The sequence below is a fragment of the uncultured Tateyamaria sp. genome, from assembly GCF_947503385.1.
Taxonomy (GTDB): Bacteria; Pseudomonadota; Alphaproteobacteria; order Rhodobacterales; family Rhodobacteraceae; genus Tateyamaria.
The window spans coordinates 1-18,715 of record NZ_CANNDO010000019.1 but is presented as its reverse complement, the minus strand read 5'-3'; the positions used below and the strand labels follow the sequence as shown (position 1 = coordinate 18,715).

Annotated in this window: 19 protein-coding genes; 10 read left to right on the top strand and 9 right to left on the bottom strand. The window is 55.1% G+C overall.

The window, feature by feature from the left end:
* From Q1A85_RS22820 to Q1A85_RS22800, 5 genes are all read left to right on the top strand, one after another.
* Nucleotides 1–606, top strand: a 606-nt coding sequence (locus Q1A85_RS22820; protein WP_299695352.1) for a hypothetical protein, incomplete at its 5' end; no start/stop codon positions are given.
* A 201-nt stretch (nt 607–807) separates the two neighbouring features.
* Nucleotides 808–1,200 carry a hypothetical protein gene (locus Q1A85_RS22815; protein WP_299695350.1) on the top strand — a complete coding sequence of 131 codons (393 nt, stop codon included), beginning with the start codon at nt 808–810 and terminating at the stop codon, nt 1,198–1,200.
* A gap of 108 nt (nt 1,201–1,308) precedes the next feature.
* Entirely contained in the window at nt 1,309–3,153 is a 1,845-nt protein-coding gene (locus tag Q1A85_RS22810; RefSeq protein ID WP_299695347.1) for a hypothetical protein, read from the top strand.
* Nucleotides 3,154–3,275: 122 nt separating this feature from the next.
* A complete protein-coding gene (locus tag Q1A85_RS22805; RefSeq protein WP_299695344.1) occupies nt 3,276–4,085 on the top strand; it encodes an alpha/beta hydrolase in 810 nt (269 codons plus the stop codon).
* A 134-nt stretch (nt 4,086–4,219) separates the two neighbouring features.
* Nucleotides 4,220–4,789, top strand: coding sequence for a recombinase family protein (locus Q1A85_RS22800; RefSeq protein ID WP_299695341.1), 570 nt, complete (start codon nt 4,220–4,222; stop codon nt 4,787–4,789).
* A gap of 35 nt (nt 4,790–4,824) precedes the next feature.
* Here Q1A85_RS22800 and Q1A85_RS22795 read toward each other — a convergent pair whose 3' ends face one another.
* The 4 genes from Q1A85_RS22795 to Q1A85_RS22780 are packed head-to-tail and all read right to left on the bottom strand — an operon-like array spanning nt 4,825 to nt 7,097.
* A complete protein-coding gene (locus Q1A85_RS22795; RefSeq protein WP_299695338.1) occupies nt 4,825–5,757 on the bottom strand; it encodes a hypothetical protein in 933 nt (310 codons plus the stop codon).
* The gene (locus Q1A85_RS22790; RefSeq protein WP_299695335.1) at nt 5,747–6,274 is read right to left on the bottom strand and encodes a helix-turn-helix transcriptional regulator; all 528 of its coding nucleotides are present in this window, start codon (nt 6,272–6,274) and stop codon (nt 5,747–5,749) included. Before Q1A85_RS22790 ends, Q1A85_RS22795 begins: the two co-directional genes overlap by 11 nt.
* Before the next feature lie 11 nt (nt 6,275–6,285).
* Nucleotides 6,286–6,894, bottom strand: coding sequence for a hypothetical protein (locus Q1A85_RS22785; protein WP_299695332.1), 609 nt, complete (start codon nt 6,892–6,894; stop codon nt 6,286–6,288).
* Nucleotides 6,891–7,097, bottom strand: a complete 207-nt coding sequence (locus tag Q1A85_RS22780) for a ribbon-helix-helix protein, CopG family (RefSeq protein ID WP_299695329.1) — start codon at nt 7,095–7,097, stop codon at nt 6,891–6,893. Before Q1A85_RS22780 ends, Q1A85_RS22785 begins: the two co-directional genes overlap by 4 nt.
* 129 nt (nt 7,098–7,226) lie before the next feature.
* On the opposite strand from Q1A85_RS22780, the gene Q1A85_RS22775 reads away from it, so the two are divergent.
* Both Q1A85_RS22775 and Q1A85_RS22770 read left to right on the top strand, forming a co-directional pair.
* Entirely contained in the window at nt 7,227–7,451 is a 225-nt protein-coding gene (locus Q1A85_RS22775) for a DUF2188 domain-containing protein (RefSeq protein ID WP_299695326.1), read from the top strand.
* Nucleotides 7,452–7,454: 3 nt separating this feature from the next.
* On the top strand, nt 7,455–7,664 hold the full coding sequence (locus tag Q1A85_RS22770; RefSeq protein WP_299695323.1) for a hypothetical protein: 210 nt from the start codon (nt 7,455–7,457) through the stop codon (nt 7,662–7,664).
* A gap of 70 nt (nt 7,665–7,734) precedes the next feature.
* Here Q1A85_RS22770 and Q1A85_RS22765 read toward each other — a convergent pair whose 3' ends face one another.
* The 5 genes from Q1A85_RS22765 to Q1A85_RS22745 form a co-directional block, all read right to left on the bottom strand.
* Entirely contained in the window at nt 7,735–8,079 is a 345-nt protein-coding gene (locus Q1A85_RS22765; protein ID WP_299695320.1) for a hypothetical protein, read from the bottom strand.
* A complete protein-coding gene (locus tag Q1A85_RS22760) occupies nt 8,079–8,753 on the bottom strand; it encodes a ParA family protein (protein ID WP_299695317.1) in 675 nt (224 codons plus the stop codon). Before Q1A85_RS22760 ends, Q1A85_RS22765 begins: the two co-directional genes overlap by 1 nt.
* A 112-nt stretch (nt 8,754–8,865) precedes the next feature.
* On the bottom strand, nt 8,866–9,891 hold the full coding sequence (locus tag Q1A85_RS22755; protein ID WP_299695314.1) for a replication initiator protein A: 1,026 nt from the start codon (nt 9,889–9,891) through the stop codon (nt 8,866–8,868).
* 303 nt (nt 9,892–10,194) lie between these two features.
* On the bottom strand, nt 10,195–11,781 hold the full coding sequence (gene mobV / locus Q1A85_RS22750; protein WP_299695311.1) for a MobV family relaxase: 1,587 nt from the start codon (nt 11,779–11,781) through the stop codon (nt 10,195–10,197).
* A gap of 294 nt (nt 11,782–12,075) precedes the next feature.
* The gene (locus Q1A85_RS22745) at nt 12,076–12,288 is read right to left on the bottom strand and encodes a hypothetical protein (protein ID WP_299695308.1); all 213 of its coding nucleotides are present in this window, start codon (nt 12,286–12,288) and stop codon (nt 12,076–12,078) included.
* 387 nt (nt 12,289–12,675) lie between these two features.
* On the opposite strand from Q1A85_RS22745, the gene Q1A85_RS22740 reads away from it, so the two are divergent.
* From Q1A85_RS22740 to Q1A85_RS22730, 3 genes are read left to right on the top strand one after another with little or no spacing between them, the layout of a single operon-like run.
* Nucleotides 12,676–14,871, top strand: a complete 2,196-nt coding sequence (locus Q1A85_RS22740) for a hypothetical protein (protein ID WP_299695306.1) — start codon at nt 12,676–12,678, stop codon at nt 14,869–14,871.
* Nucleotides 14,868–16,280 (top strand): hypothetical protein, encoded by a 1,413-nt coding sequence (locus Q1A85_RS22735; protein ID WP_299695303.1) that lies wholly within the window; start codon nt 14,868–14,870, stop codon nt 16,278–16,280. The genes Q1A85_RS22740 and Q1A85_RS22735 overlap by 4 nt, the downstream gene beginning before the upstream one ends.
* Before the next feature lie 30 nt (nt 16,281–16,310).
* Complete coding sequence (locus Q1A85_RS22730; RefSeq protein ID WP_299695300.1) at nt 16,311–18,578, top strand: TraM recognition domain-containing protein; 2,268 nt, start codon at nt 16,311–16,313, stop codon at nt 18,576–18,578.
* Nucleotides 18,579–18,715: the final 137 nt, after the last annotated feature.

Here is an 18,715-nt window from a genome sequence, read left to right as displayed (position 1 = left end):
GTGACCGCCGCCAGGGCCAAGGCCCCTTCAAGAACAGCAGCCAAGCCTGCAGCGACGCGAGCGTCCAAGCCCGCCACCGCTCAGAGCACGAAAGTGAACCAAGCGATCGGGCGTGGCCAAATGCAAGGGGCGGCGACCGCGGCGCCCAAGAAGCTTGAGCGGTCCAACTTCCTGTTCTCGAAGTCCTTCGTGGACAAAGCCATGACGTGGAAGAACAAGACATTCGGGTCGCTTCGGCCGAAGCTGCACAAAAACCTCGCGCAAGATCCAAAGTTTCTGGCGTCGAAGCATGCGACGCCTGAGAACCTCAAGCGCATGAAGGTGGGAAAAGCGCCCCTAGCCCCCAAGAAAGAACAGTTGGGCAAACGCAAGACCATGGAGCTGGAGCATGGTTGGGAACGCCGTCAGGGTGTCGACGAAATGAAAGTGGACAATCTGCGCCTCGTCTCCCCGCTGAAGCACAAGATGAAAGCGATGCGCAAATTCCATGAAGCGGCGGGCACCAAAATGCCAAAGAACTTGCGCGATCCAATCAAATATAAGGAGCCTTCTGTCAAACAGGCTTCTGCAGCGCAGAAACTCAAGAAGCCGCTCAAGCTGTCGTAACAGCGTTTGCCCCAACAATTTGGTGCAGGTTTCAGAGTAAAATAAGTTACTAGGTAAAGAATCTTAGCAGGGCTGACTCAGCCCTGCCTCTAGACCAATTTGCTTTTAATCGTACTCCCCCACCCGCAATCCAGCGAAGTCAGCGCCCGCACACCTGTGGTAGGCCGATCCTTTGGTTTCGAATGCAAGTGAGTTGACGAAGTGACCGCCTCATCAGAAACACGTCGCCGGCCCAAGAAAACGTTGGACTATAGCGTATCCGCAACCTGGACCGAAGACGAGCAGAACGTCTTAAGCGAAACCTGGCAACTCAATGGCCTGCTTCATCGCCTGCATGGGCCGGCTTTAACCGAGTGGAGCGAACGCACTGGCAACACTATTTTTGAAACATGGTTTTTAGATGGGCAGGAGCATCGAGATGACGGCCCAGCAATCATTGAATATGACGAGTTTGACAGCCGCCGAGTGACCACCGAGATATGGAAACAAAACGGGCAATTACATAGAAAAGGAGGGCCTGCGATTGTCGAATACGGAGAGACAGGAAATGTAGCGCTTGAAGAGTGGTGGCTGCACGGACAAAGGTTAAGGTGAGCATATTTTCCGTATACCCAAGAGGCTGTAGCGGTCGAAGGCGCGCATTATGGGCCACGGAGATAGTTTACTTTTAATGCCCGCGTTAGGTTAGAGACCCATAGTAAGATGCCCGAACCACAATACACCCCCACCGAATATCAACGTGCGATTTTGAGCGACCTCTATGACCTGATGCATACGGTGCCCAAGGAACAGCGCGTGCGGCCGTTGACCGAGAGAAGGCTGATTGCCGATCGGCTCAACCTACACAAGTACCTCGTCAATTGGTTCGCAAAGCATCCGTCTGTTCAAGCGAAGTACCACAACGATGAAAAAGACTTTTTGCCTAACAAAAGTGACTTCGATCGATTGAGAAAGCACTTTAACGGCAGCGGGGGGAACCTCACTGCGCGCCTGCTCTATCCAGACGTCATTGAAGCGTTCCGCGAATTCATCGAGGGAAATCATGATCCGCAGTCGAAGTTGCGCAAAAAATATAGAGACTTGGCGCAAGCTGACGAGTTGGCCAAAAGTTCAGTGACGGCCAAACTGGGAAAGGGCAGAGTTGATGCGCCGCGCAGGACGCAAAACCCAAAACCAGTTGAGGATTTGGATCATTCGTTTCACGAAAACGAATATGTCACGCGCGCTGAGCTCAAACGGGCGTTGGAGAGTTTCTTAGAGACTGCGGACCGAATCCTCCTTTTCCCGCCGTTTTCTTGGCGGGCATTGTCGATCCACTTTTGCTTTGCCGCCTTTTACGCCTTCCTCGCCATGGCGCTTGTCTGGGGTCTAAGTTCAATTCTGGATTTGGGTGAAGTTTCACTGCTGCCAAGTGGATCGGAAGCAGCAACAACTGGGCGCGATTTTGCAGGCGAAGAAGTCAGTGACAATCGATTTTTCGTGCTGTCAGCTGTGATGGTTGTAGTGCTTGTGGTCGTGGTTGGATTGATCGCGGCTTACACCTCTGTCACATCAACATTTGTGCAAAGTTTGGGTGACTGGATACGGGCGCGCACTGACCAACTAGCTGTTGGCGCGGTTATCATTTCGTCAGTCGCGCTCGGTCTGTCGGGCATGGATGTCCGGTTTGCGGTTTTGTTCTGTGCAATCATGCTTGTGGCCGTGTTGCTCGCGGGAAGATGGGATCGACGGCGGCTTTTGGCTTTTTCCTTTCCCTTTGCCTTCATCTTCTCGATTATTTGTGTCGCTGCTTTGGGGACTATTTGGGGGCCGATGTTCGCCGCAGGCGGGGTGCTTCCGGTTTTAGCCTTTATGAGCTTGCTTATCGGCGCAGCAGCGCAATCGAAAGACGAGGATGGCACTCCGATCCCGTCGAAGGACGGCACACTTATTTCTGCCGGGGTTGTACTTGTCTGTTCACTGCTGCTGGCAGGCTTGAATTATTATGTGTTTGATGGATGGTTTCGGATCGACCCATGGGACCCTGGCACTGTTGTGGTGCTTCTAATTTTGCCTGTAGCAAACGGTATCTGGGACTATTTTTCAGCCTCGATCACCCGGCGATTGAGCCAGTGGGCGTTAGACGTGACTGAGACAATGGAGGATCACAAGGCTGTTCTTGCTTACATAGGCTTTGTTCTTGTGGATGTGATCCTCGCTTTTGGCACGATCATTCTCTTGTACCTGTGCCTGTTCAGCCTCCTTAACGGGTACAACATGGTCGCCTTCCCAGACAGCGAGGGCGTTTCGCTGAATGCCTTCTTCTCAGGCTTTCAGGAAAGTCTGTTTTCTGCGAGCGGTTTACTGGTGGTGATCATGTTGGTCACGGTTTTGGTGCCGACGCTCATTCACGTGCACATGGTTAGTCGCTCAATGTTGCGCGTTGGTGGGCTGGTGGGGAATCTTTCTGCCTTAGGATACCTGTTTGCGATGTTGGGTTGCTTGGCGTTACTTCTGAACGCCGCGCGGGGCATTTTGTATTTCCTGGTCCCTGCTGTGCCGGTATGACGCGCGCGGTGGATCTCCTCCGGACAAGGGTGCGCTTAAGTTCGTTCGTCTGCGCTTTCGTCGTTGTGTCATCCATTTTTCTGACTGGATGCGGTCAACGGCATCCAACTGAGGAAGCGCAAATGCCGGCTGCGATACTTTATGATGCGAAAGAAGTTGCACGGGCTGATCATCTTGTGATCTTTGTCCCCGGCGTACTGTCCAGCATCCAAATCTTTGACGCCGCTAAACCGCATCTGCCAAAAAACACAGCTTCAGCTTACTATCGCTTTCCTGGCCTCGATGGTGTTCCGTTGGCCCCGGCATTGCAAGTTGATCTCGCAGCGCGTGAGATTGCTTTGCTTGCGGACACCTATCCAAACCACGAATTGACTCTTGTCGGTTACTCAGGCGGAGCTGCAATTGTGTTGGAAGCCAGTCAGCTGCTTGGGTCGCCCCGAGCCGCAAATCTGGCGTTAATCTCACCAACACCACCATTTGGTGGTGGACTGGAAACCAGGCTGCGAACAACGCGGGATGTTCTTGCGGTCTCAGTAAGGCTTGGGACCTTGGATATCTCCAAAATATGGCCAGAGTATTGGAAGGTGCTTGCCTTTGGGTGGGACAACTATCGTTCAGGTGCACGGGCCGAGGAAGTCGAACGTCTGCTCGAAAGAGAGCGGAGCAATATTGTTATCCCAAGGCGCGAGATTGCGAAGGCTCATACGCAGTCACTGCAGAGATGGGAGTTAAGCTCGAACTTTGACGCACGTCGTTTGCGCATTGGGGTCTTTTATGGTGCTAAGGACCCGGTTTTTTCAGAAAAGCAGACTGAGGCTTTGATACAACAGCTTGGGGGCGCAGAGCGCACGCAGCGCTATCCTGACCAAGGCCATATTCCTATCATCACCGAACCCAGGCTCTTTGAAGACATATTCGATTTTGTGAGATGAAGAGGAAGCCTCGGGGAGTAACTCATCTCTAAAACGGTCCTTTGCGCAACGCGTCCCCTGCTCGACTCTGCCTGTTGCGAAAATATGTTGCGAATTACCTTGATTGAGCAACAAGGAAACGCAACAATCTCGATATGAACTTAGGCTATGCCCGCGTATCCACCGACGATCAGGCCACCGATGCGCAACTTGATGCGTTGCGGTCTGCCGAATGCGAGCGTGTCTTTGAAGAACGCGCATCAGGTGGACGCTGGGAGCGGCCGGAGCTGCACCGTATGCTCGACCAGCTCCGTCAGGGTGATGTAGTTGTCGTCTGGAAGCTGGATCGGCTGTCACGATCCTTGAAAGATCTTCTGTCAATCATGGAGAAGATCGACGCCGCAGGGGCCGGTTTCCGGTCATTGACCGAGGCCATCGACACGACCACCCCTGCCGGTCGCATGATGATGCAAATGGTAGGTGTATTTGCTGAGTTTGAACGCGAGATGATCCGCGAGCGCACCCAAGCCGGGTTGGAACGCGCTCGTAAGAAAGGACGCCACCCAGGGCGCAAGCCAAAGCTGTCAGACGATCAACGTCAAGAGATACAGGATCTTGTGCGCTCTGGAAAACGGACGGAGGCTGAGGCAGCGCGGCTCTTTGGTGTTCACAGATCAACGGTGAGCCGATTAATGCGGGAAAGTCAGAGAAATACTGTAAGTTGAGCCTTTCGTAGAAACCATTCCAGAGGTGGTTCGACTCAAAATCCAATAACCCTGCGGTGTGGTCCGATCATCTCTGCGTAAGTGAGAACGTCGTAACCGTTACAGAACGTACTGAACTGGAACTCGAATGGCTCGCCGTTTACGTCACTCAGCACCTGCACGCCTTCACCTAGTGGGCCACGTTTCTTGAATTCAACGTACTGGCGCAGCTCCCTGAAAACATCTTCTTTGCCAACGTTTGCAAATTGATTGTTAAACGCATCTGAGCCGAAAAAGTAAGCGACATTTCCATTCCCTGCCCTTGAACAAAAGCCGGGGTGATGGGGATGAACGCTTATCATACCAAGAGCAGGCAAGTTCGATGGGCAGGAATTCACGATCTCCCAAAGCGTAGTGGTAATTGTGTTCCCAAAGACCTTTCCTACCGCAGCAGCTTTCTTCCAATCAAACGTGCTCTGGTCACGCCATTCGTCCGCAAAGCGATCACCAAGGAAGATTAAACGACGCGACCCATAGTTCGCTTCTGCCTCCATCGTATGGTGGCATTGCGGACTGATGGAGTGCTCATTGTCGCCCATCATCAAGTCTCGGTGCCATTCGATAAAATCATGCGCGATCTCATGGCCAATTAAGAATCTTTCTTTCAAAGTCGGTACTTTGTCATCGATGAAAATTTGCCGCTGACTAGGTATTAAAAGGCCGCGCAATCCTGCCTTCGTCACCACGTCCCACATCCGCTTTGCATTCGTTAGGATGGTGTTCCCAGCCATCACTGTCCGGTGCGAGATTTCGTCGAGCAGGTCTAGGTCAGACTTGCTATAGTATGATAAATCCAGCTTCAGTAACTCGCAAACGTCTTCCAAACGTAAAGGAGGTTCAGGGTTGCCCAAATCCCGGAGAATTCGAGCAACACTTTCGTCAATGTCCTTGGCGGCATATAGCTCGATGAGCTGTCGGTTATCTGGCATTCGCTTTATCGTTACCCTTGTACTGCACCAAGAACTTTACGAAGTCATTCAGCCGCCGCCTTTCGGTGCGGCTTAGGCTTGCTACATCGTCAGAGCTGGCCGCAAACTGCATAGACGCAGACTCAATCGCTGCATCGGCATTGTGTGCATCTGGTGTAATGCGCACAAGATTGGCGGCAGGAACTTTGGTGTATCCAGCGAGCTTGTGTAACGTCCTTGGTTGAGGATCGTATTTGGGGTTTTGCTCGATAGAAGAAATTTCATCTGGGCTTACGCGCAAACGATCTGCAAACTCTTCTACTGATAGCTTGTCGCGCCGACGAACTTGATGGACAAAGAAGCTCAACACTCCTTTTTGGCCTGAACCTCCTTCATTTTGTGCTGTTTCGTTTCTTGCTTCCTGTATTGCGTTAACAAAGTCGGCTGCTCGATGGACGGGCGATCCAACCTCGCATGTTTCATCCGCATCTTCATTGATGCGTTGGTCCAGCCATTCTTGATTGAACATTAGTTTCATGGGCGCCCTCCTTAGGTTGATTGTTTTCTAGTCAAAAATTGCGCTGCTTGCTTCTCTGAAAGCTCAAAGTAGCGCAGGCCTTGATAGTTTGGGTCGGGTGGAAACTCCGTCATTTTGATTACGTGTCGATAAAACGTTTCTGCTCCGCTTAGAGAGTGGAGTCCGACACGACCTTTGAAGCCTTCGTCCTCACTAAGACTAACCGCCGTTGCGAACATGACCTGTCCACATCCTTTAAAGCGCGTCGGATCGGCTTTTGCTTTGCGGTTCCATGGAGCCGTGGCCAATAGGTCAATGTAGACGATAGGCGAGCGTGGATGATCAGGATGAATGCTGACGGACTTCAATCCGCCTTTCATGGCAAGCATGACGGCCTGAGTTGTGTTCTCTGCCTCTAATACGAACACATCATAGAGAAGTGGGTCGTCTTCGGCGAGAAAGAGCTTTTCGTCCCATTCCCAATGTGCGTCTTGAGCACCAGGTTTTTGATCGAACCAACCTTGCCAATCGTTTTCAATATGCTCCGCATTCGAACGATCAGCACCGCGATACAGATCGGCCTGCATCCGTTGCCCAGTCTCTCCATGCCTGAGCTGATAGCTGTTAAGCCATTGCTTCATAGAACCATCAGCTCAGCTTTCTCGGACTTGTCAGCGTTCTCGACAAACACTTTGTCGCCCTTAGCAAGCCTATCGTCGACAGACTTGTAAAGACGCAGTGCTTGCCGAACGAGTGCTGTCTTTGACAGTCCCTTTTCTTCGCATAGCGCTTCTAAAACCGTCATTTCGGCATCGGTAAGATTTAGTGTCATTGTGCGTTTCATCAGGGCCTCCTACAGGATCAAACTAGCAAAATCAAGCCAAAAAATCAACCAAAAATATACAAAAAATAGCTAGACAGTAGCTAAAAAATGACTAATTAATCCTACATCAGTTAAACGACGGAGTAAGTTATGACTAAAAGAAACCAACATATTGTTCCCCATGAGCGCGGTTGGGCCGTGCGTGGCGCGGGTTCAGAACGGGCCACTTCGGTTCACTCAACCCAACGAGAAGCCATTGATGCTGGCCGCCAGACGGCTCGCAATCAAGGAAGTGAACTCCTGATCCATGGGCGAAATGGCCAGATCAGGGCGCGCGACTCCCATGGGAATGATCCCTACCCACCGAAAGGATAAAGAATGATCAGGATGAAGTATAAAGGTAGAACCTTCACCAATGGACGCTCTCTTGCGAACGCCATGACGCGGGACTTGAACAACGAGTTCGAGCGCAAAGTGCGGCAGGCAGCGGCGTCTTCAGGTGTCCGAGTGCGCAAAACGCACAAAGGCTTTGAACTTGAAGGTGATACACGCAGCATGAACCGGTTCAACAGCCGGATCGGGCGTTGATCCCCGAATTATCCTCCCTGTTCCTCGTTATTTAGGCGCGTTTCGAGTAATCAAACGCGCCTATCTTTACTCAGAGCGAACGGTATGCCGCCAACATATCAGCCAGCACATCATTGAGCCGCCTGCCCTCTTTGTCTCTCAGCTCGTTGAGCTGATTTCGAAGGTCCGAGGAGACATAGATACGCCAGTATGTCATGTCTTCGTTCAACGGCGGCCGCCCACGCCTTGGGGCTGGCGATGGTTGAGCAGTGTCTGTGGAGCGGTTGAAGCCGTTCGCACGTCCTGCGGCCGCGACGGCTTCAGCGTCGGCCCTCGGACGCGAAGCTTTCACTTTGCGTTTCAGCCCTGCCCCAATCTTTGGCTCCAGTGCTTCTTCTTGGTCGTCATCATTAAGATTTAGAAATGTCCCTGCCATCACTGCGCCTCCAGTATCTCTGCCAACTCTTTGCCTAGCCGCGCGGTATTGCTGACCGCACTTTTAACAGACTGGCTGTCTTGCAGCTCAAAAAGGGTTCGCCCCTCCGCCATGACCCGTTCAAAAGGCGCTCTTCGCATGAGCTCGGTTTGCAGGCGATCAACCCCTGCCCCATCCAGTTCGGCTAGCAACTCTTTGTGCGATTTCGTCACTATTGCAGCGTCCGTCTGCGTGATCAGAATGCGAGCTGGTACCGTCCGCCTGGCTGCTCGCCCCGCGTCGCGGATCATTTTGAGCGCCGCACCCGCCGCATCGCCGTCCAAGGCACTTGGGCGCATGGGAACGATGCAGAGATCAGATGCCGACGCGGCATAGGACGCCATGAGGCCCGCCACACCCTCGAGATCAACGAACACCAAGTCATGGTCATCGCCCGCCGCCTCCAGCGTGTCGAGAATGGTGCTGTCAGAGGGGTCTGAGATCACCTTGAAAGGCGCATCTCCAAGGTTCTCCTCATTGCGTTTGCCCAGCCAGACCCGTGCAATGCTCTGCCGTGGATCAGCGTCAACGATAGCAATCGAGAGGTCTTCATTCTTTGCGAAAACCGACGCCAGTGTCAGTGTCGCAGTGGATTTTCCACAACCACCTTTGGGTGAGAGGACGCTTACAATCATTTGTCTGCTCGTTGTTTTTCTCTTTTATGTGACGTGCCACAAAATATGTCACGTAATTTTCTATACGCGGCATTTTATATGACGTGCTATTTAATGCGGCATATAATATTTACTATTGCTGACGCGCTGCCCACTTGCGGCAGAACCCGATGAAGGCGCTGTCAGGATTGCGCGGCGGTTCCATGCCTTGCTCTAACAGACTCATGACCCAGGCCCGCCACTCTTGTTCGATGACATAAACATCCCAGCCAGGTGCTGCTTGCCGGGCGGCTTCAAAGGTCTCTGGCATAAGCTTGGTCGTGAAGCCCGAACCGACAATGACCTGCTGTGAAACGCGGCTGCGGAACGACACCATGTCGTCTTCCATGCTCACCGAGTAGTCGGGCAGGTGGTCAAAATCGCATAGTGCGCGAACGGCCATTCGGAAGTTGCGAATGGCATCGCTCGACCCGCACTTCTTTTGAAGCTTTTTCAAGCCTATCTGCCAAGATTCCTTCGAGCCGCAGTGCTTTCGGGCGATCTCGTAAATCCGGCGCTCGATTGGCTTGCGAAGGCGAAAATAATCCGGGTGAAGGGTCAGAACCTCGTTGGCCTCGATCGCCTTAAAGAGCCACTCTGATAGCTTGAGGCCCCATTCGGTGACTCGTCCATCATGTCGTTTGCGCTTGATCTTCGCGCCCTCGATTAGGCCGAAAGCCTCCCATGTCTCTTCGCCGCCCGTCTTGATTGTCGTCCTGAGACGAGTGCTATCCAGCCGGTCAAGTGAGTCACGCAACAGGTCGTAGTCGTGGCCACCGGTGTGGCGGTTGCTGAACTCCAAAAAGTCCTGCGCTTGGAACTGGATTTCACGCGAGTAGGGGCGACCTTCGTTGCGTGCCGCCATGATTTGGCTGATTGCGAAGATCAGAATGTCTTTGTCATAGATATTCGCAATGCCCTTGGGACCAGGCGTAACCTCCAAGACAACATCCCCATGCTCGTATCTTTTAACGTCGCGGATAGGCTTCTTCGACAACGTGAAGATCGGATGCTCCATGGACGCCATGTCGCTTTTGATGACAGCATCGGCCACATCACAGATGAACAGATTGGCCTGGGGATGGCGATCCGGGAGGAGGGGGTGATGATCTTCATCCATGAATCACCTATCGGGATAACAGCTGCACTGTTATTGCTATCGGGATATTAACTGCACCACAAGAGCTATCGGGATAACAACAGCACTTTTCCGGATAATACCTGCATTCTATCGGGATATTAACTGCATATACTTTCCGGAAATATTTGATAACATTTACAAAATTAAGCATTTTGCGCCCGTAACACAGATTCTAACACTTATATAACACCCAGAACCGAACCAGCACGTTACTTGGAAACCTATCCTCCAGGTGGCTAACTTCGGCATCTGCTTAGAAAGACGAGACGGCAAATCTCGCGCTTAATGGATCGGCCCTCGATCTCTGTGGGTATGCGTTTCGGGTTCTTCAACATCGACAAGCCGATCCGCAACTGAACGCAGCGCATGGTTTGGGATTTCCGTGTCGGTTTGCTGATAGTAGGCGAGGGCAAGTCTGAGCTGTTCAGCTTCTTCGAGCTGCCCGCCCATGATCGGGGCCAACACGTCCGCCTTCCCATCACGCAAAGCGATCAGATCTTCATCAGACAGCGCATCTTCGATTTCATCCAGGAATGCTTCCCGTTCAGCAGTGCTGTTGAGCGGAGGTGCCGTGCGATCCTCGCGCGTCCGTTCGAGAACAAGCCGCGTATGGGGTAGGGCAGGGGGCGCGGTTTCTACCTCTGAGACAGTGTCAGCTTTGTTCTGTTTGTTGATCTGATCCCGCACCGAGACAAGCGCGTTGCGGAACCTTTGCTGATCTTCTGTAAGCGGTGTGTCGGGAGGCAGAGCGCAGTTGTAAACCTGTACAACTAGATTGACCCGCTCAGGCGACCCGGCAGCTTCCTTGAGCACTTTCAAATCGCCCGCCAGAATCCGCTTTTCGACACCTGTGTAAATGCGAACAGCCGCTTCTGCCTTGTCAGTCATGCCTGCCAATGAAAGCGACGTTTCAAGCCGCCGGTTCTGATACGCGACCTCAGCGATCGTTTCCCGTTCTGCATCGAGGTCCTCTTTCAGCCCGGCCAGCTCGTCGCCAAGCGATTTCACCATGCCTTCCAGCGTCTCGATCATCTGGTTCGACAGGTTGATCTTGGTGTCCGACACACGGTCCCGCTCCATCATCTCCAGCATGAGGGCCCGAACACGCGCTGTGGCGGCTTCTGTGGCCCGTGCGTGCCATTCCGCATCGCTTTCCTTGCCAGCGCCCAGGAGAGAGCCTCTGAGGCGCTCAGGGATGTCCACAGCGTCCGTTTTGTCTGTGTAGGCCCCATAGACCCTCTGCACGCGCTCATGGCGCGCCACAGAGCCCTTGATACCCCGCCGAAGGCCATATGGCTCACTGACCTTTTCTGCAAAGTCTGACTGGAGGTCTGACAATGCTTTCTTGTTGCCAACGAAAGAGCGGGCATTCAGCTTGCCGCGCTCGTCGAGGGGGATGGTCATCACCGACATATGCGGCGTGGTCTCGTCACGGTGGATGACGGCTGACAGGACGTTCTCTTCCCTGTGCCGCTCCTTGATCCAGCCAAGCGCATCCTTGAAGTAGGCGTCCTGGTCATCGCGGCTCATGGACTGGAGTTTTTCCGGGGAGCCCCCAATGAAGTATTCCAGCCCATGTACGGCGTTGGATCGGATCTTCTCGGGTGCCCGGTAGCGCCAATCGGCCAGCACCTCTTTCGTGGTTGTCCCCCCAACCAGAACGATGTTGTCCTTGATACGCTCCGGGTCCGCGTTCGGTGTCTCGCGTTCCCGGAATGTATGAGACAGCGAGGCCCCCATATTGCCGAGCGTCTTGATCTTGGCCACCCGCATGATGCCGAAGGACTTCTTGCCGGATTGCAGCCCCTGCATACTCCCCCGGATGCGCGACCAGTTCTCTTCCAGCAGCTTTCTGTCCTGTGCGCCCATGATGACCTCTGGAGATAAAGAAGTGAGTATGTGTACTCACTAGACAATTTGATCTTGCTTACGCAAGAAAATTGTCGTTCGCCCGCCAGAATGGGCGGGGACACACATACTCACGTCCTTAAGGATCAGACGCAGCAAGAGTTCCAAACCGCCAAGAACAGCGGCATGTCTGGCGTCGATCTGCAAAGATTGATATCCTGCATTCAGGCCGATCTCGGCGGAGAGACCTAACTGATCTGACGGGGCCGCGGACGCCCTGGCTCTATGAGGGCCGATGCGCCCACGACCCGTCAGTTAGGTCGCTTTCCGCGTGCGTCGGACGTACTCTTCATCGCGAAACCCGAGCATCGTTTGTGTGCCGTCCGGAGCCTCCCGGATCCATTCACCATCTCCGCGCCGGAAGACCAGGTGAGCCCCGGCCTTCTGTTGTGCGCGCAAGTCAGCCTCCATGGCGTCCGCAAACCATGGGCGGTCATCGAAGAGAAGTTTTGCCGTGTCAGTGGCCATGATCTCCGCCTTTCATCTTGCCCCAAATATCCCCGGGTGAATGCCCGGAGGGCAGGGGGCAGGCAGCCCTGAATAACATAGTCAGTGTTCCGCAACGAACGGCACAAAATTGACTAGAAACGCGATGCTTAATTGGCAGGAAGACCGCAAAGGTGGTTGGCACGACATCGATCCGGGCCAGCCATAGCAGAACGCGTTCATCGAAAGCCGCGCCTAGGTCTTTTTAAGAAAAGTTCTGGTGAGACCAACTGAGAAAATTAAATTATTGATTTGATTATATTTTTATTCGATTTGATTGAGAGAGACTGAGCCTGAGACCAAGCACGATCACGTAGACTTTTGGTTAACGAAACAAAGCTTTCGCACAACCAAAGGAGGCATCAGCTTGTGACACAAGATCCTCACACCTCTCAGCCTGGGATCGCTCTCGCAGACGGAGACATCGCTCTGCAAAAGCGCGCGCGCACGCCGCAACCAGGCCAAGCTTCAAAGACCGAGCGCGACTACATCAAGCGCATAGCCCACCATAAACGTGCGGCCATGGCATCTGCCAGCTTTGCGATAATCTCCTTCTTTGCAAGCCTCGCAGTCAAGCCTGGTGTCCTGACCGCAGCGGCTCTGATCTGCGCAGTCTTATACTGGCCTGCCTCAGTCGATCGGGCGGCGACATACATCTACAAAAACATTCCTGAACCTGCCGTGGTCAGCAAGATCGACGCTCGGACGGACTGCGCGCGCTACGCGGCCGTTCTCGGCAGCGGTGATCGTGTGCTCGGATTTCTCCCGCAGTCTGGTGATTGCGGGGACCGCTCCCACGCCTACCTCCCCGTGTCGAACGCTGCCATGTTGCGCCACGCGAGTTTCATCGAGACGGTCGAGGGGCCGTTCGATGGCCCCGGCGTTGTCTTGAACATGAGTGCCGAGGGCCTAGCCCGTGCATTTTACTACACCCTTTTTCGATCTGAAACGGTCGGCGGCACCCTGCCCGTTCTGTCTGCCATCGAGTTTGTTGCGGGACACTCAGCGGCCCTCGGGCCCGTGGATAAGGCAAAGTTCTTCGCGTTCTGGGGCCCGACGTTCATTGCGCACCACTTGCCCGATATCGAAGATAGAAAGCGCTTTGCAACCGAGCAACTGCCTTGCGCACGGCCGATGCCCGGCACTGACGCCAAAGTGCTCGTTTTCTCAGGTGGCTTTTGTGGACTGCTTGTTGGACCAACGCCGTCCTTGGACAATCTAACCGACGCTCAGCACTGTCTGATCGTCGCCGCTTACAAGCACCAGCTGCCGCTCGTCGGCCCTGCTGGCGGTGCGGAGCACCATGCGGAGATTTTCGCGGCTTTCGACACCTTGAAGACGCGAGCGGATCGCACCTGCTTGTCACGTCGGCTTGCCGGGTCCCAGCTGGACCAAGCTAGGGCGGAGCTTGCGGCCATCCCCCTCCCAGTTTCCGCGGATATCATTGCTAAGTTCCGGGGCCTGACAACGACGGCGCGTGGGGCAGCCACGTTGATCCGGGATGCACGCGTTCGGCTTCAGGACAGTGGTTCCTCAGATGAACACTTGGCCGTGACGCTCGATGAAGCGGCAACGGCCCGGATGACCCGTGTCCTGCGTCAGAGCGTGGACCGCGAGATGTCCACGCTCCTGAGCCCTGAGCTGTGCTGGGGTGCGGGCTGCCCGTTTGGAGATCACCCCCATGTGGCGCTCGCCGTTGCAACTCTTTCACCGGACGGGCTCTTGGAGTTCGACGCGGCTTATCAGTCGCGCTCGGGTCTCCTGCTCCCCCGCACGGAGAGCTGGCGCAACATGGCTTCCACCTCCAAGGCAATGCTCCTGCCATTCCTGCTTGAACAGGGCCTGGAGCACGCCTGCATCGACGCGCGGAACTGGCCAAGACGTTTGGCGCTGCCTGCAGACAGTGGGACCTGCGGCTTTGGCCTTTTGCCCCTGCCATTGGAAGATGCAGTGGCCGTCAGCAACAACGCGGCATTTCTCGCAGCGCTGTCTCATCCTCGCGTCGACGAGGCGGAACTGCTGCGATACATGCGGCTACTGGGCTACCGCATTAAAGACGGTCTGAGCGGCGAGGCGCTGCATAAGGGCATCGTATTCGGCTGGGATATCGGCATAAACCCCGATGCCCTGATGCGGAACATGGCGTTTCTCGCCTCCCAGCGCCCGGTCACGCTCCCCCAGCTTTTCCAAGGGGACACGCGCGCTGATTTCACCTTTGGCGCTTTTGTCGGAGGTCCGGCCCTCGAACGGGCCAAAGAGATGCTGCAGGCGCCGCTTCAGGCAAACCACGGCACACTCTCTGGTGTGTCCGATGCTTTGGAGCGCGTCGGATGTGGCACAGGGGCCATTGCCAAAAGCGGAACCGCCGACGCCGACAACAACCTGGCCCGGGACCGTCTGTCTGTGGGCGCGTTCACCTGCGACGACGGCACCATCCGAGTTTTCTTCAGCCTCATCGGCAGTCCCAGCCACAAGCAGGAACTTGGTCGCGACATCACCTCAAAAACCACCAATCGCATCGTGGGGTCTGCCCTCACTGCCTACGCAAAGGAGATTTCCAAATGAATGACAAAATCGCCACACGCATCCTCTGGGTTCTGTTCAACCTCGGCTCGTTCATTGCCACAACGCTCGGCATTGCAAGCCAGATTGAGATTGACAGTCAAGGCGACACGACCTCTCCCATCTTAATCGCAGCCGCCATTGCCGCCGTAATTCAATCCGTGGTCTTGCTCGGATGGCCCGTGGTCGGGCGTGCTATGCGCCGCCGGGCGATTGTTCTGGTTGCGATCATGGCGGTCATCTCCCTATCGGGCTCGATCTCCAGCGGCACCTTCGCCAGCACCACATACATCAAGCAGGCACGCGCGACGTTTCTGAACGAAGAGCATGAAGACGATCTCGTCAATCGCGCTGTAAAAGTGCTCGCCCCGGTGACAGAAAAAGCTCTCAATCTGCAGCGCCAAATGAGCGCCTACGAACGTTTTGCCACGGAAGAAAGTACGCGCGAAGGGAATTTTGGCGACAGTTGTGATGGAAGTGCGACGATTGCGGACTGCGGCCCGATTTGCCGGCTGCGCGCACAGCAATCCGCTAAGGCTAAAGAACGCGCAGAGGATATGCGCGCGCTTGTAAGCCGGATTGACGCTCTCCACGCCGGCGCGGTGGGTATCAACAATCAGTCGCAGCTCGTCGAGCTCACAAAAGCCTCAAACGCGTTCCTGCGCGATCCTGTGTTCGACCGTCTTCTTGAGTGGTCGGAGACCGAACGGTCCGGATTTGAAGGCCGCGGCTTTCAGTTTGAAGGGCGGTTGGTCCAATGCACTGACCGTGAAGCCAGTCAGCGGCTGTCGGATATTATTGCAGCGGCGAGCATCACGATTGATCGGGTGTCCACGCCGACCCTGCGGGATCAAACCTATGCCGATGTCGCGACCAAGAACATCGAAGCCTTGGGGGCGACGGTTCAGGCTGGGCTTGAGGGTGGCGATGCGCTCGTCGAGGCCCTCTCGCAGGACCCGGCACGGCAGTTCCTGCCGCTCTGGATCATAAGCTTTGTGATCGAGACAGCGTGCGCCTGCCTTGGTTTGGCACTGCAGCCGGCCCGTAGCCCCTTCCCACCAGAGATAGATACACAGGACGTCGACACAGAGACGATGGAGATCATCGCCGACACCTACAATCGCTGCGCGATGTGGCAAGGCAACCAGCTCTACTTCTTCGTACCCTTTGGCGGAGATGACGACCATCTGCGAAACAATGCGCAGTTACTCGTCAGACAACTGCACTCAAGGCCTTTTGCCAGACGCGGCCCCATTCTCGTCGAGCATCTGATGTCCGAGGAGGAAGCTGCGCGCTACACGGCGCTGACCGGCGCCACCTCGGCCGAAGCGTTCGTCATCCGCAATCCCGAAAAAGCCGAACAAAAGGTCGGCTACGGGCGTCGGTTCCGGCAGAGCTGTCCCGCTGAGTAATCCGGTCTTTTTCATCACATGGAGGTCAAAATGCTACTCAAAAACGTACTCTTTTCACCGTTCTACATCGCGCGCTGGATGTTGCGCCGACTGGTGAAGAAACTCGGGCAGAAGGGGTTCTTCTATGTCACCATGATCGTCGCCTTCATGTCGATTGACATGGTCTTCCCCGCCGTCGGTGGTTCCCTTTCGACCATTGTGTTCATCTTGGGGCCTGCGATCCTAATGGGCATCACGTTTGAAATCATCAAACGCCTTGACGGCACGATGCCACAATTTATCGCGCTGGCCAGCTACATGGCCTTTGCGGGGGTCTATGCGCTGTTTCGCGCTTGGTCGAAAGCCGCGGAAAGCAGCTTGCCAGAGATCGTTGGCCCCTTGTCTAAATGGATCTTTGGGCCGCTCGTGAATTTCGTGATCGGTTTGGTTGGTGCGCTTCTGGGCAACCCGCGGGCCGTGCCGATGCCGGTTTGGGGCCCCATGCCGCTTGGGGAGCATATCTTGGCGATGGATCCCTATCTGTCTGCTCTAGGGCTGCTGGTGCTGCTTTGGTCATTGAGCATCTTGACCTATGGAACCAAACGCTACGGCGGCGAGACCAAGATGACCGATGATCAGAAAGCCTTAGCAAAAAACCGTCTCACCCCCCCGTGGCAGGCAAATTGGGTGCTGCACGGCGTTCGTGGCAATCTCTATCGTCTCGTTCGCAACCTCATGAGACATCCCGTGTTGCAGGTAGATGAGATGATCGTCGGCTTCGGCCCCCCGGTCCTCTACCAGCCTTGGTTCTGGCCCTTGTGGATCGTGAACCGCAGCCTAGCCCGTGTTCGCAACGTTGCGATGACACCCTTCGACCCGCGCCAAATGATTGTCGCAAGATTTGAAAACGGTGCCCTGATCATCGGCGGCGCCGGCGCGGGCAAGACGCTGATCCAGATCCCCTGGCTCATGCTGTCGCGCTCCAACAAGATCCTGATCGAAACACAGGGCAATGTGTTCGACAAAGATTTGCCATTGATCCGCGCTGCGGGGCGCACCTTGCATGTGATCTCGAGCGACTTGGGCGCGGATACCGTGACCATCAACGTCCTGGGCACCATCGACCCTGCGCATCAGGACTTTTGGGATCAGGTGATGCGTATCTCGAGCCTGATCATCCAGGAGCGTGGCGAGCATGGCACGCTGGAGCGCTGCACCCGCGAGTTGGTGGCCTGCATCATCGGCAATGTGGTGTTCTTTGCCCGCGTTATCGGAGATGAGGCGCGCTTGGATGTCGTCTACGATTACCTTTCAGATCCAAAACTCGCCAAAGAGCTAAAGTTCTGGGCGGCGGAGGGACATCCGGCGTTCCGGGAGCTCTGCCTGACGCTCGTCGGGCGCACTGAGGACCCAGAGTTTCTAAACTCTTTGGGTGCGATCTTTTCGCCGGAGCTGGGCTTTTTGGCGCATCCGATCAAGCGGGCGATGGTCTGTGGTACTGGCCAGCAGGTTTTTGATCCAACGGACATGCTGAATGACGACAAGATCGATGTGGCCATCCAGATCTCGCAGGACTCCATTGAGACCTCAGGCGCTTTGCTCCGCCTGCTCTTGGGATTGCTTCTCGAACCGCGCATCAGGCTGAGCGCAAAAGATGCGAAAGCTACGCCCGCGAAAGGGGTGACTGTCTGGATCGACGAGCTGGCAGCCTTTTCAGGCCCCACCCCGGGTAGCGGGGCACCGATGCTCAAGGAAATCGTCGATTTTCACCGTCAGAAAGGGGTGCGGTTCGTCTATGCCGCACAGAGCATTCAACAAATCGATACCGGCTGGGGTGACGGCACCTACAACAAATGGGCCAATAGCGCGATGGTGCGTGTCTTTGGCAAAGTCGGTGCCGACCCAGAACTTGACCAACACATCACCGAGGTCGCCGGCAAAACTCTCAGCGACAAGTTTGAAAAAATCCCCGGTGCCGGGGGCGGCTATCGAGCGTACCAACGTGTCTTTGAGCCGATTGATCTGCTACCTCAGTACGTTCTTTCAAAGACAGGCGTGAGCCAGATGATCGCCTTTGTCCGTCGCGATGGGCCGGGACTTGTCAAGCTTCGCCTCTGGCGCCCTGCCCACTTCACGCATCCGGTCCTTGGGCGCTTGCTCAAAAAGGCCATGTCGCGCTTTGGCGGGCGACCCACGTCCCTCTCGCCGGAGCTCTACGGCAGTCTCATCGACAACGCACGCGCCACGATGGAAGCCGCTTCTCACCCCCCAACCGCTGGCGATCCCGATGACAATTACCCCCCAAAGGACGCGGCCTAACCGCCCGTTCCCAACATCTCAATAAAGGAGACGAACATGTCTAAATCATCATCAACCAAAGTGACCGCCGCCAGGGCCAAGGCCCCTTCAAGAACAGCAGCCAAGCCTGCAGCGACGCGAGCGTCCAAGCCCGCCAC

What these genes read in the sequence shown, in the direction of transcription:
- Q1A85_RS22800 (WP_299695341.1), top strand. Translation starts at nt 4,220, where the DNA reads ATGAACTTAGGCTATGCCCGCGTATCCACCGACGATCAGGCCACCGAT.
- Q1A85_RS22795 (WP_299695338.1), bottom strand. Translation starts at nt 5,757, where the DNA reads ATGCCAGATAACCGACAGCTCATCGAGCTATATGCCGCCAAGGACATT.
- Q1A85_RS22790 (WP_299695335.1), bottom strand. Translation starts at nt 6,274, where the DNA reads ATGAAACTAATGTTCAATCAAGAATGGCTGGACCAACGCATCAATGAA.
- Q1A85_RS22755 (WP_299695314.1), bottom strand. Translation starts at nt 9,891, where the DNA reads ATGGATGAAGATCATCACCCCCTCCTCCCGGATCGCCATCCCCAGGCC.
- Q1A85_RS22775 (WP_299695326.1), top strand. Translation starts at nt 7,227, where the DNA reads ATGACTAAAAGAAACCAACATATTGTTCCCCATGAGCGCGGTTGGGCC.
- Q1A85_RS22780 (WP_299695329.1), bottom strand. Translation starts at nt 7,097, where the DNA reads ATGAAACGCACAATGACACTAAATCTTACCGATGCCGAAATGACGGTT.
- Q1A85_RS22785 (WP_299695332.1), bottom strand. Translation starts at nt 6,894, where the DNA reads ATGAAGCAATGGCTTAACAGCTATCAGCTCAGGCATGGAGAGACTGGG.
- Q1A85_RS22730 (WP_299695300.1), top strand. Translation starts at nt 16,311, where the DNA reads ATGCTACTCAAAAACGTACTCTTTTCACCGTTCTACATCGCGCGCTGG.
- Q1A85_RS22765 (WP_299695320.1), bottom strand. Translation starts at nt 8,079, where the DNA reads ATGGCAGGGACATTTCTAAATCTTAATGATGACGACCAAGAAGAAGCA.
- Q1A85_RS22760 (WP_299695317.1), bottom strand. Translation starts at nt 8,753, where the DNA reads ATGATTGTAAGCGTCCTCTCACCCAAAGGTGGTTGTGGAAAATCCACT.
- mobV (WP_299695311.1), bottom strand. Translation starts at nt 11,781, where the DNA reads ATGGGCGCACAGGACAGAAAGCTGCTGGAAGAGAACTGGTCGCGCATC.
- Q1A85_RS22770 (WP_299695323.1), top strand. Translation starts at nt 7,455, where the DNA reads ATGATCAGGATGAAGTATAAAGGTAGAACCTTCACCAATGGACGCTCT.
- Q1A85_RS22745 (WP_299695308.1), bottom strand. Translation starts at nt 12,288, where the DNA reads ATGGCCACTGACACGGCAAAACTTCTCTTCGATGACCGCCCATGGTTT.
- Q1A85_RS22735 (WP_299695303.1), top strand. Translation starts at nt 14,868, where the DNA reads ATGAATGACAAAATCGCCACACGCATCCTCTGGGTTCTGTTCAACCTC.
- Q1A85_RS22810 (WP_299695347.1), top strand. Translation starts at nt 1,309, where the DNA reads ATGCCCGAACCACAATACACCCCCACCGAATATCAACGTGCGATTTTG.
- Q1A85_RS22805 (WP_299695344.1), top strand. Translation starts at nt 3,276, where the DNA reads ATGCCGGCTGCGATACTTTATGATGCGAAAGAAGTTGCACGGGCTGAT.